Annotated in this window: 10 protein-coding genes and 1 tRNA gene; 5 read left to right on the forward strand and 6 right to left on the reverse strand. The window is 62.0% G+C overall.

Annotated features, from left to right (window positions below):
• Nucleotides 1–18: 18 nt before the first annotated feature.
• The gene (locus ASD83_RS02495; RefSeq protein WP_056307628.1) at nucleotides 19–456 is read right to left on the reverse strand and encodes a hypothetical protein; all 438 of its coding nucleotides are present in this window, start codon (nucleotides 454–456) and stop codon (nucleotides 19–21) included.
• Nucleotides 457–625: 169 nt separating this feature from the next.
• On the opposite strand from ASD83_RS02495, the gene tgt reads away from it, so the two are divergent.
• From tgt to map, 3 genes are read left to right on the forward strand one after another with little or no spacing between them, the layout of a single operon-like run.
• On the forward strand, nucleotides 626–1765 hold the full coding sequence (tgt, locus tag ASD83_RS02500) for a tRNA guanosine(34) transglycosylase Tgt (protein WP_056307630.1): 1140 nt from the start codon (nucleotides 626–628) through the stop codon (nucleotides 1763–1765).
• A 21-nt stretch (nucleotides 1766–1786) separates the two neighbouring features.
• The gene (gene pgi / locus ASD83_RS02505; protein WP_056309804.1) at nucleotides 1787–3427 is read left to right on the forward strand and encodes a glucose-6-phosphate isomerase; all 1641 of its coding nucleotides are present in this window, start codon (nucleotides 1787–1789) and stop codon (nucleotides 3425–3427) included.
• Between the two features lie 3 nt (nucleotides 3428–3430).
• A complete protein-coding gene (gene map, locus ASD83_RS02510) occupies nucleotides 3431–4186 on the forward strand; it encodes a type I methionyl aminopeptidase (protein ID WP_056307632.1) in 756 nt (251 codons plus the stop codon).
• A 203-nt stretch (nucleotides 4187–4389) separates the two neighbouring features.
• On the opposite strand, the gene ASD83_RS02515 is transcribed toward map, so the two are convergent.
• From ASD83_RS02515 to ASD83_RS02525, 4 genes are all read right to left on the reverse strand, one after another.
• Nucleotides 4390–4917 (reverse strand): hypothetical protein, encoded by a 528-nt coding sequence (locus ASD83_RS02515; RefSeq protein WP_156385707.1) that lies wholly within the window; start codon nucleotides 4915–4917, stop codon nucleotides 4390–4392.
• A gap of 61 nt (nucleotides 4918–4978) precedes the next feature.
• The gene (locus tag ASD83_RS20865) at nucleotides 4979–5134 is read right to left on the reverse strand and encodes a hypothetical protein (RefSeq protein ID WP_156385708.1); all 156 of its coding nucleotides are present in this window, start codon (nucleotides 5132–5134) and stop codon (nucleotides 4979–4981) included.
• 128 nt (nucleotides 5135–5262) lie between these two features.
• Nucleotides 5263–5337, reverse strand: a tRNA-Lys gene (locus ASD83_RS02520).
• A gap of 108 nt (nucleotides 5338–5445) precedes the next feature.
• Nucleotides 5446–6201, reverse strand: coding sequence for a hypothetical protein (locus tag ASD83_RS02525; RefSeq protein WP_156385710.1), 756 nt, complete (start codon nucleotides 6199–6201; stop codon nucleotides 5446–5448).
• Nucleotides 6202–6341: 140 nt separating this feature from the next.
• Between ASD83_RS02525 and glmU the strand changes: the two genes are divergently transcribed.
• Nucleotides 6342–7703, forward strand: coding sequence for a bifunctional UDP-N-acetylglucosamine diphosphorylase/glucosamine-1-phosphate N-acetyltransferase GlmU (gene glmU / locus ASD83_RS02530; RefSeq protein WP_056307640.1), 1362 nt, complete (start codon nucleotides 6342–6344; stop codon nucleotides 7701–7703).
• A gap of 1 nt (nucleotide 7704) precedes the next feature.
• The gene (gene glmS, locus ASD83_RS02535; protein ID WP_056307642.1) at nucleotides 7705–9531 is read left to right on the forward strand and encodes a glutamine--fructose-6-phosphate transaminase (isomerizing); all 1827 of its coding nucleotides are present in this window, start codon (nucleotides 7705–7707) and stop codon (nucleotides 9529–9531) included.
• Nucleotides 9532–9663: 132 nt separating this feature from the next.
• On the opposite strand, the gene recG is transcribed toward glmS, so the two are convergent.
• Nucleotides 9664–11772: an ATP-dependent DNA helicase RecG gene (recG, locus tag ASD83_RS02540; RefSeq protein ID WP_056307644.1), complete on the reverse strand. Its 2109-nt coding sequence runs from the start codon at nucleotides 11770–11772 to the stop codon at nucleotides 9664–9666.
• Nucleotides 11773–11960 lie beyond the last annotated feature (188 nt).

Below are 11960 nucleotides of genomic sequence, written 5' to 3' on the forward strand. Positions count from 1 at the left end.
GGAGCAAAAGAGAGATGCCTAAATCCCCGCTGCGTCGTGGAGTAGCGTGCCGGAAAAACCGCAGGAGGCGCCGTGGTATTCGAGGCAGCCGTCGCGCTCTTCGAGCGTTACGCCGCCTGCGCCGTCAAAGATGAGGCCGATTTCGCAATAGCGCTGGTTGAGCGGCGAGTCGTCTTCGGGATCGTACATTTCGTTTTCGACGAAGAAATTGCCGCCCTTCTTGTCGAGCAGAACTTCGCCATCGATGCCGCCGGCGCAGCCCATGAATTCTTCCTCTATGGGCACGACCGTGTTGATCGAAATGGAATAGCGATCATCTTCGATATGGGTGAGGTCGAGCGTCAAATCGCCTTCGCCGCTGCCGGTATACTGGCCTTCGATCGTGTTCACGTCCTCAGCAAAGGCGGGAAGGGCAGCGAGGGAAATTGCGGCGACGAGAAATGCGGTGCGGAACATAAGCGGCCTCAACAACGGAAAGTGATTTGCCGATAGGGGCAGGCGAGCGTGGCGAAAATCGGACTTTTACCACTGCAAGCCGCTCAATGCGCAGGATTTTTGGCATTGGTGGGCTGCGGACCCGCTGGGGCCTTTCTTCCGGCCGGGCAACCGGCTAGAAACCCGCCCCATGAGCACGACGACGAAACAGGTTACCTTCTCCCTTCTCGCAACCGACGGCGCGGCGCGGCGCGGCCGTATCGACACGCCAAGGGGCGAAATCAACACGCCCGCTTTCATGCCTGTCGGCACGGCCGGCACGGTGAAAGCCATGTATCCCGAGCAGGTGCGCGAGACCGGCGCCGATATTCTCCTCGGGAACACCTATCACCTGATGCTGCGGCCAGGGGCGGAGCGGGTGGCTTCGCTCGGCGGGCTCCATGATTTCATGGACTGGCAGCGGCCGATCCTGACCGATAGCGGCGGGTTTCAGGTCATGTCATTGGCCAAGCTGCGGAAACTCACCGAGAAGGGCGTGACCTTCAAATCGCATATCGATGGCTCGTCCTATGAGCTGACGCCAGAGCGGTCGATCGAGATCCAGACGCTGCTCGATAGCGATATCATCATGCAGCTCGACGAGTGCATTGCGCTGCCGGCGGAGCGCAAGGAAATCGAGCGGGCGATGGAATTGTCGCTGCGCTGGGCGGATCGCTCGAAGACTGCATTCAACAATCAGCAGAACCGGGCGCTGTTCGGGATCGTGCAGGGTGGCGACGATCCGGAACTGCGGGCGCGCTCGGCGGCGGGGCTGAAGTCGATCGGGTTCGATGGCTATTCGATTGGCGGGCTGGCCGTGGGGGAGCCGCAGGACGTGATGTTCCGCGTGCTTTCGGACATTACGCCGGAGTTGCCGACGGATCGGCCGCGCTATCTGATGGGCGTGGGCAAGCCGGACGATATTCTGGGCGGGATCGAGCGCGGCGTCGATATGTTCGACTGTGTGCACCCGACGCGCGCTGGCCGCCATGGCCATGCCTATACGCGCTTTGGCGTCATCAACCTGAAGAATGCGCGGCATAAGGATGATCCCCGGCCGCTCGACGAGCAATCGCCCAACCCTAATTGCCGGCGCTGGAGCCGGGCCTATCTCCACCATCTGGTAAGGACGGAAGAGATTTTGGGCGCAATGGTGCTTTCCCAGATCAACCTTGCCTATTATCAAGAGCTAACGGCGGGTACGCGGCAGGCTATCGAAGCCGGTCGCATGACCGATTTTGCGGCGGAAACGCGGGCTGCCTGGGCGGCCGGCGACCTGCCCATACTGTAAATTCACTTGGAGAAGACGCTGATGGCTAAGTCGGGGCGTAAGGCCGGTTTCGAAGCGCTGGGCAAGCTCAAGAAGGCAATCGAAGGCGCGCCGATGCGGCTGCTGTTTGCCGAGGACCCCAACCGCTTCCAGCGTTTTTCGGCCTCTGGCGCCGATATTCTCCTCGACTATTCCAAGAACCGGATCGACGAAGAGGTGATGGCTGCGCTGTTCGACCTGGCGCGCGCTGCCGGGGTCGAAGAGCGCCGCGCGCAGATGTGCGAAGGCGAGCATATCAACATCACCGAAGACCGCGCCGTCATGCACATGGCGCTGCGCTATCAGGGCGACAAGCCGGTTGAGGTCGATGGCAAGGATGTGATGCCTGATGTGCGGGCGGTGCTTGGGGCCATCGAGGCCTATACCAATGCCGTGCGATCAGGCGAAATTCGCGGCTTTGGCGGCGAGCAGTTTACCGATGTGGTCAATATCGGCATTGGCGGGTCCGATCTCGGCCCGGTGATGGTGACGCTGGCGCTCGAGCCATACACGCGGGCCGACCTGCGGGCGCATTATGTGTCCAATGTCGATGGCGCGCATATCCATGACATTTTGAAGCGCCTCGATCCCAAGAAGACGCTGTTCATCGTCGCCTCGAAGACGTTTACGACCGACGAGACGATGACCAATGCCAATTCGGCCCGCAAATGGCTGGCCGGTGCGCTGGGCGAAGAGGCCGTGCCGAGCCACTTTGCGGCGGTTTCGACCAATATCCCGGCCTGCGCCAAGTTTGGCATTCAGGAAGACCGGATCTTTGGGTTCTGGGACTGGGTTGGCGGACGCTATTCGGTCTGGTCGGCGATTGGCCTGCCGGTGGCTTTGGCCGTGGGCTACGAGAATTTCGCGAAGTTTTTGGCTGGCGCCGATGCGATGGACCGGCATTTCCTTGAAACGCCGCTGGAACAGAACCTGCCTGTCATCATGGGCCTCCTGGGCGTCTGGTACCGCAATGTCTGGGGTTTTTCGACCCATGCGGTGCTGCCCTATGACCAGCGGTTGAGCCGTTTTCCGGCCTATCTGCAGCAGCAGGATATGGAATCGAACGGCAAGTCCGTTACGCTCAACGGCAAGCCGGTCGGCTGGTCGACAGGGCCGATTGTCTGGGGCGAGCCGGGCACCAATGGGCAGCACGCGTTCTATCAGCTGATCCATCAGGGCACCGACGTCATCCCGGCGGATTTCCTGATTGCCGCGCAGCCGCATGAAAGCCTGCCGCCGCATCACGACAAGCTCGTGGCCAACGTCCTGGCGCAGTCCGAAGCGCTGATGCTGGGGAAGACCGAGGAAGAGGTCGTTGCCGAACTCAAGGCGCAGGGGCTCGACAAGGACAAGATCAAGGAGCTGACGCCGCACAAGGTGTTTCCGGGCAATCGTCCGAGCAATACGCTGTTCTACAAGCAGCTGACGCCGGAATTGCTGGGGTCGCTGGTGGCGCTCTATGAGCACAAGGTTTTTGTGCAGGGCGTGATCTGGAACGTCAATTCCTATGACCAGTGGGGCGTGGAGCTGGGCAAGCAGTTGGCGAAGGCGCTGCTGCCGAAGGTTCAGGGAGATCAGAGCGGGGAGGGGCATGATAGCTCCACGCAGGGTCTCCTCAAATTCTACCTCGCCAACAAGGCCTGAGAATTGACCATCACCACCGACGAGCAACTGGAAAAACTCAAGGCGATTGGCCGCATCTGTGCCGTGGCGCGCGACGCCATGGCGGCGGCCATGCGGCCGGGCATGACGACGCTGGAACTCGACGAGATCGGCGCGAAAATCCTCGCCGAGCATGGGGCACTGTCGGCACCGATCGTGACCTATGACTTTCCGGGGACGACCTGCATTTCGGTGAATGAGGAGATTGCCCACGGCATTCCCGGCGACCGGGTTTTGCGCGAGGGCGATCTCGTCAATATCGACGTTTCGGCTGAGCTGAACGGCGTTTTTGCCGATTGCGGCGCGAGCTATGTGTTGGGCAAGGGCGACAAGCGGCTCGATGCGCTCTGCCGCGATGGCAAGAAGGCGATGTGGGCGGGGATCAATGTGGTCAAGGCGGGCGTGCCGCTGGCCGATATCGGCACCGCCATCGGCAAGGTGGCCAAAAAGGGCGGCTACACGCTGATCCGGAACCTTGCGAGCCACGGGGTGGGCGATAGCCTCCATGACGAGCCGGGGGAAATTCCGACCTGGCCGGATCGTTCGGAGCGGCGGCGGATCGGGAATGGGCTGGTGTTCACCATCGAGCCGTTCCTGTCGCTGGGCGGGCAGATGGCGGCGCAGAAAAGCGAAGATGACGAGTGGACACTGATCGCCGAGCCGCTGGCGCCGTGCGTGCAATATGAGCACACGGTGGTGGCGACGCCGCGTGGGGCTGTTGTGGTGACGCTGGCGGCTTAGGTTCGTTCGGTGCAGTTTCCTCAGTAGCCCTCATGGTGAGGTGCTTTGCCCTTGCAAAGCCTCGAACTACGGGGGCGTGGCGCTGAGGCGTCGGGGCACGACCTCGGGGTTCGAGGCTTCACTGCGTTGCGCACCTCACCATGAGGTCTACTGAGTACATGAGGCCTACTGAGCAGGTGAGGTCTACTGGGACAATGACCCCGCTACAACCACACCAGCAGCATCGGGCCGATGAGCACGAGGCCGATGGCGATGATGAAGCGCAGGTTGCCCAATTGGCGCAGTGCGGGGACGCTGAGGGCGGTTGAGAGCAGGAAGTAGCCGACGAGCGCGATGAGCGCCGGGGCTATGCCGCTGGCGGTGAGCGGCGTGTTTTCGTTGAGTTGCAGATAGATCATGTGGCCGCCGGCAAAGCCGATCAGCGAGGTGATGACCACGGTCACGGCCTTGGCGGTGATCAGCAGGGCCATGTCGATGGTGTTGCTGGTGAGCGCCAGGGCAAGGCCGGTGGCTGTTACATGGACGGCGGCCAGGGTGGCGAAAACCTGACTTTGCGCCAAGAGGGGAATCAATTCGGGCGGCGCGAAGAGTGGCACGGCGCCGACCATGGGCAGGTTGGCTCCGTACTGCGCCATCAGAAAAATGACGTAGAGCATGACGAGAGTCGATGCGGCGAAGACAAGCGCGACCGCTGCGAGGACCTTGAGCAGGTCCATAGTATCCTGAGACACGTCGCCTCCTCACAATGCTGTTGGGTTGGATATTAGTTCGCCGGGTTGATTCTGACAGCAGTCAGACGCGGCGGCGGCCGGGCTGGGCGAGAATTCTCGTGACCGGGCGGCGCCGGCGAACGGCGACGGGCATCCGATACTCATCCGACAGCTCTGCCGCATCGGCCCGATTGTCGAGCTCGGCATAGGGATCGATGTCGGTGGAACAGGGTGACATGGTGCCAGAAACGGAAAATGGGTTGCCGGGGTCATGCCCAAGTCGTGTGGCAAGGTCAAGACAGCGGCCCTGCACAGGTCTGCATTCGGCGCAGCTGCCCGGTCTTGTCGGATGATGAAAGAGAAAAGTGGTACGCCGGGCGGGGGTCGAACCCGCGACCATTCGATTAAAAGTCGAATGCTCTACCACTGAGCTACCGGCGCATACTTTTTGTCTAACACCCTGCGGCGTTGGCGCGGAAAATAGTCAGGATAGTCCCGGAGTCAACCGATATTGCGCCGGGGCCGTCCAAGGCTGGGGAAGGACCCGTGCTAATTAATGGGCGCACCTGCAAAGCTCGTTGGCGAGCAGGCGATTTCCATCTGTTCGAGGCGCTGGCAGAAATCGCGCGCTTCGGACATTTGCGCGATAGGGCCGATGACGAGGCGCTGCTGATTGGCGCCTGTGCCTTCAGTCACCAGCGGCGACATGTCGATGACGAGCGAACCCAGGCGAACCTCGAGATTGCGCCACTGGGCGGCCGCCTGGCCGGATGCAAAGTTCGAGCCGACGGCGACTGCGTAGCCCACCTTGGCGCCGGACGAGGCGCTGGGCACGGCGATAGGCGCGGGCAAGGGTTGCTGCAGCGGCGACTGATGCACGACGACCGTACCGCCATCGGCTGCAAACTGCTGGCCGGCATTGCTAGTGATCGAAGCCGTGGTGACGGAACGATCGACCGAGCCGGTGACGGGGCGCATTTCGGCAAGGTTCGGCATGGAGACTTCCAGTGCGCCGACGCGCCGCACCACTTCATTGCCGGACTGTTCCTGCAAAGAGAAGCGGGTCGTCAGAATCTCATTCTGGCGGCGCAACTGCGCCGTTTCGGTGAGCAGCTCGGCAACCTGCTGGCGCAATTGGGAGAGCGATGCCGCGTCGCTTCGCGGCGAATGCAGCGTATTGAGGGCCGAAGAGGGGATGAGACCACTCACATTGGCCGCGAGGACAGCGATGCCGGCGCAGACAAGTGCGGCTATTCCCCAGACTTTGACGTCCGACTGCCGAAACTGTTCTGAATTCTGCACCAATTGTCCATCCTCGATTGCCCAACGAATCAAGGGCACTACGCTCTATTAGAATGTGTCATTGGTTATCTATTCACCAATGACATCGGCCATAAATTTGTGGCATTGGGCGAAGAAGAACCTGGCAAGCTGGAGTAACCGCGATGACAGAACTGCTTTCCATCATTCTTGCGGCCGGCGAGGGCACGCGGATGAAGTCATCCTTGCCCAAGGTTTTGCATCACGTCGGCGGCCTGCCTGTCGTCAGCCATGTGCTGCGGACGGCCAAGGCGGCGGGTTCGACCATTGCCGTGGTGGTCGGGCCGAACCACGAGGCCGTGGAAGAGGCCGTGGCCCGGTTTGAGGCCGATGCGCATATTTCTCAGCAGGTGGAGCGCAAGGGCACGGCTCACGCAGTGCAGCAGGCACGCGCGGCCTTCGAGGCGGCCACGGGCCATGTGCTGGTGCTCTTCGCGGATACCCCCCTCGTGACGGCCGAGACGATAGCGGAAATCGTCGAGAGGCTCGATAGCGGCGCCGATATTGTCGTGGTCGGGTTCAGGCCCGACAATCCCACGGGCTATGGACGGCTATTGACCGAAGGTGGGCGTGTGCTGGCGATCCGCGAGCACAAGGACGCGACCGAGGAAGAGCGCAAGATCGGCCTCTGCAATTCGGGAATCATGGGTTTCCGGGGCGAGACGCTTCGTTCCGTGATCGACCGGATCGGCAACGAGAATGCCAAGGGCGAGTATTATCTGACCGATGCGGTTGAGATTGCGGCGGGCGATGACCGGCGCGTCGATTTCATCGAGGCCGACGCCGGGGAACTGGTCGGGGTCGATAATCGCGTCAAATTGGCCGAGGCCGAGGCGACGTTCCAGGAATTCAAACGCATTGAGGCCATGGAAGCTGGCGTGACGCTGCGCGATCCCAAGAGCGTCTGGTTTTCGTGGGATACGGAAATTGGGCGCGATGTGACGATTTTCCCCAATGTGGTTTTCGGGCCGGGCGTCAGAATCGCCGACAATGTCGAAATTCGCGCCTTTTGCGACATCGAAGACGCCGTGATCGGCGAGGGTTCGAGCATCGGGCCGTTTGCGCGTATTCGCGGCGGGGCGGAGCTGGGGCCGGATGTGCACCTGGGCAATTTCGTCGAGGTGAAAAAGTCGAAGATCGGGGCCGGGACGAAGGCGGGGCATTTGAGCTATCTTGGCGACGCCGAGATTGGCTCAAAAACCAATATCGGCGCGGGCACGATCACCTGCAACTATGACGGCGTTAACAAGGATAAGACTGTTATCGGCGACAATGCCTTTATCGGGTCGCACGCCTCGCTGGTGGCGCCGGTAACGATCGGCAACGGCGCCTATACAGCCTCGGGTAGCGTGATTACCCAGGACGTGCCGGACGACGCGCTGGCCTTTGGCCGGGCGCGGCAGGAAAACAAGGCGGGCTATGCGCCCAAACTGCGCGAACTGGCGCTGGCCAAAAAGGCCGCCAAGCTCGCGGCCAAGGGGAAATAAGATGTGCGGCATTGTTGGAATTGTCGGTAACGAACCGGTTGCCGGTCGCCTGGTCGATGCGCTGAAGCGGCTCGAATATCGCGGTTATGACAGCGCCGGGGTGGCGACCCTCGAAAGTGGCGCCATTGCGCGGCGACGGGCCGAGGGGAAGCTCGGGAACCTCGCGACGCGGCTCGGGATGGAGCCGCTTGGGGGCAATATCGGCATCGGGCATACCCGCTGGGCGACGCATGGCGCGCCGACCGAGCAGAATGCGCACCCGCATGCGACCGAGCGCGTTGCCGTGGTGCATAACGGCATTATCGAGAATTTCCGCGAGTTGCTGGCCGATCTCGCTCAGGACGGATATTTGCCGCAGACGCAGACGGATACCGAATCCGTGGCGCTGTGGGTGAGCCGGGAACTGGCCAATGGCGCCGATCCGGAACTGGCCGTGGCCCGGACGCTGAAGAAGCTCAAGGGCGCCTTTGCGCTGGCGTTTTTGTTCAAGGGCGAGAATGGCTTGCTCATCGCGGCACGCCATGGTGCGCCGCTGGCCGTGGGTTATGGCACGACGGAAATGTATCTCGGGTCCGACGCCATGGCGCTGGCGCCGTTTACCTCGCGCCTGACCTATCTCGAGGATGGCGACTGGGCTGTCATTACGCCGGCCGGGGTGACCATTCGCGATGGCAAGGACGCGATCGTGCAGCGCGAACAGCTGCTGTCGCAGGCTTCGGCGCTGATGGTGGACAAGGGCAACCATCGCCATTTCATGGCCAAGGAAATCTACGAGCAGCCCGAAACGATTTCCCACACGCTCAGCCATTATGTGGACATGGGCGCGGAAAAGGTGGCGATCCGCGAGAGCTTGCCGTTTGATTTTGCTGATCTTTCGCGGCTGACCATGAGCGCCTGCGGCACGGCTTATTATGCCGGCGCGGTGGCAAAGTACTGGTTCGAGCGCTATGCGCGGCTGCCCGTGGATATCGATGTAGCGAGCGAATTCCGCTATCGAGAGCCGCCGCTGGAAAAGAACGGGCTGTCGCTGTTCATTTCGCAGTCGGGCGAGACGGCCGATACGCTGGCAGCTTTGCGCTATTGCGCGGGGCAGGGGCAGCATGTGGCCAGTTTGGTCAACACGGTTGAATCGACCATTGCGCGCGAATCCGGCGTGGTGTTTCCGATCCTTTGCGGTCCGGAAATCGGCGTTGCTTCGACCAAGGCGCTGACGGCACAGTTGACGGCGCTGGCGAGCCTGGCGCTGGCGGCAGGCCGGGCGCGCGGCGTGGTGAGCGCCGAGCAGGAAGCGGAACTGGTGCGGGCGCTGGTGGCGCTGCCATCGGCTGTGTCCGGGGCGCTGGGCGCGGAAGGGCAGATCGTTGATATTTCCAAGCGGTTGTCCAAGGCCAAGGATGTACTCTATCTCGGGCGCGGGCCGATGTTCCCGATCGCCATGGAGGGCGCGCTAAAGCTCAAGGAAATCAGCTATATCCACGCCGAAGGTTATGCGGCAGGTGAGCTGAAGCATGGGCCGATCGCGCTGGTGGACGAGGCCATGCCGGTGATCGTCGTGGCGCCGTCTGACGAGCTCGTGGACAAGACGCTGAGCAATATGCAGGAAGTTGCGGCGCGGGGCGGGAAAATCATTCTGATTACCGATCCCGAGGGCGCGAAGACTGTGGGGCATGGGGTGGCCGACATCATCGAAATTCCGCATGTGCATCCGTTTGTCGCGCCGATCTTGGCGACGATCCCGGTGCAGTTGCTGGCCTATCACACGGCGGTGTTCATGGGCACGGACGTGGATCAGCCGCGGAATTTGGCGAAGTCGGTGACGGTGGAATAGGGCTGGTGCGCACGCCCTCGTGGTTCGAGGGTCGCTGCGCTCCCACCTCACCATGAGGGCTTTGGGCCGATGTGCCAGTAGGCCTCATGGTGAGGTACGCCCCTTGGCGCCTCGAACCACGAGGGCGTGGCGCTAACCCGCCCGGATCAGCGGAATCGCCAGGTCTTTTCTGAACAAATACAACAGCGTACGGGCGGCTTCGCCTTCGTCGCCGGTGAGGCCGGGATTGCGCTGCATCAGCGCCTTGGCGTCGTCGTGGGCGAATTCGAGGAGGTGCCGGTGCACGTCGGGGACGGCGAGGCGGTAGCCGGGCATGCCGGATTGGCGTGTGCCCAGAATGTCGCCCTGGCCGCGGAGTTCGAGGTCGCGCTCGGCGATTTCGAAACCGTCTTCGGTGGATTTTATCGTTTCGAGACGGGCCTTTGCGGTTTCGCTGAGGGGATCCTTGTAGAGCAAGAGGCAGGCCGAGCGCTGGGAGCCGCGACCGACGCGGCCGCGGAGCTGGTGGAGCTGGGCGAGGCCGAAGCGTTCGGCGTGTTCGATGATCATGATGGTGGCGTTGGGGACGTCGACGCCGACTTCGATGACGGTGGTGGCCACTAGAAGCTTGATTTCATTGGCTTTGAAGCGCGCCATGACGTCCTGTTTGGCGGCGGCGGACATGCGGCCGTGGACGAGGGCGACTTCGAGGCCGAAGATTTTTTGGAGTTCGGCGAAACGATCTTCGGCGCTAACGACTTCCAGATGCTCGCTTTCTTCGACCAGCGGGCAGACCCAATAGGCTTGCGCGCCTTCGGCTAACCTTGAGTGCAGGCGGGCAATCACGCGATCGTAGTCGCCTATGGAAAGTACAGCCGTATCAATGGGTTGACGGCCTTTTGGCTTTTCGCGGAGGGTGCTGACGGCCATGTCGCCGAAGTGGGTGAGGACCAGCGTTCTGGGGATCGGCGTTGCGGTCATGACGAGGAGGTCGGTGTGGCGGCCTTTTTCGGAGAGGGCGAGGCGCTGGTGGACGCCAAAGCGGTGCTGTTCGTCGACGACGGTGAGGCCCAAGTTGTTGAATTCAATGCCGGATTGGAACAGGGCATGGGTGCCGACGGCTATGGTCGTGGTGCCGTCTGCGAGGCCGGCGAGAATGGCGCGGCGTTCGGCGGCGGGCATCTTGCCGGTGAGGAGGGCGCAGCCGAGGCCGGCGGCGTCGCAGATCGGCTTGATGGTCTTAAAGTGTTGTGAGGCAAGGAGTTCTGTCGGCGCCATCAGGGCGGATTGAGCGCCGCTTTCGGCCATGGCGGCCATGGCCATGAGGGCGACGACGGTTTTTCCGGAGCCGACATCGCCCTGCAAAAGGCGGGACATGCGCTCGGGCGCGGCGAGGTCGGCCATGATTTCACCGAGTGCAACCGTTTGCCCCTCGGTGAGGCTAAAGGGTAGCACACTGCTAACCTTTGACGTGACCGAACCGGTGAAAGTGCGTGCAATGCCGCGCTCGGAAATCATGGACGAGCGGAGCAGCTGCAGCGTGATCTGACCGGCGAGGTATTCATCATAAGCGAGGCGCTGGCGGGAGGGACCCCAGAGTTCGGCTTCGTCCGGATTTTCGGGCAGATGAACTTTTCGCATGGCCTCGGTGAAGGTCGGCCATTTGCGCTGGGACATCGTTTCGGCGTCGATCCATTCGGGGAGAACGGGGATGGACTCGACGGCTTGGCGGACGAGTTTGGCGAGAGCTTTTGAGCTGAGGCCGTTGGTCAGCGGGTAGACCGGCTCGACCAGCGGCAGGGTGGCGAATTTGTCTGGCTCTACGATGTAGTCGGGGTGCGTGATCTGCTTTTCGCCGTTGAAGAAGTCGATCTTGCCCGAGACGTAGCGCTCTTCGCCGACGGGGAGCGCCTTTTCGACCCAGCCGCCTTGGGCGCGGAAAAAGACAAGGCTGATGTCGCCGGTTTCGTCATGGGCGAAGACGCGGTGCGGAATGTGCTCGCGGCCACGCGGCGGGGGCTGGTGGCGGTCGATGTGGAGTTTGAGCGTGACGATCTGGTTGAGATAGGCTTCGGCGATGCCGACCTGACGGCGACGATCCACCGTGCCGGAGGGCATGTGCATCAGGATGTCGAGGACGATGGCTTCCTGCCCCTCGGGCGCGCCGAAGAAGCGCGTCAGCAGCGCGGCGAGCTTGTCGCCCACGCCTTTGATGGAGTGGAGCGAGCGGAACAGGGGCTGGAGGGTTTCGGGACGCGACAAGGGTGATTCTCCTGCGCGCGAGATTAGTTGGGCGCATTCTTCTCAACAACCACAGGCGCCCCCTTCTCCCCTTGAGGGAGAAGGTGCCCGAAGGGTCACCGAATTCGCATTTGCGAATTTTGGTCGGGATAAGGGGTACTCTTGCCGTATAGTCACTCGCTCCTCTGCGGAGGAGAGAATACCCCTCA

Source organism: Devosia sp. Root685 (assembly GCF_001427875.1).
Classification (GTDB): domain Bacteria; phylum Pseudomonadota; class Alphaproteobacteria; order Rhizobiales; family Devosiaceae; genus Devosia.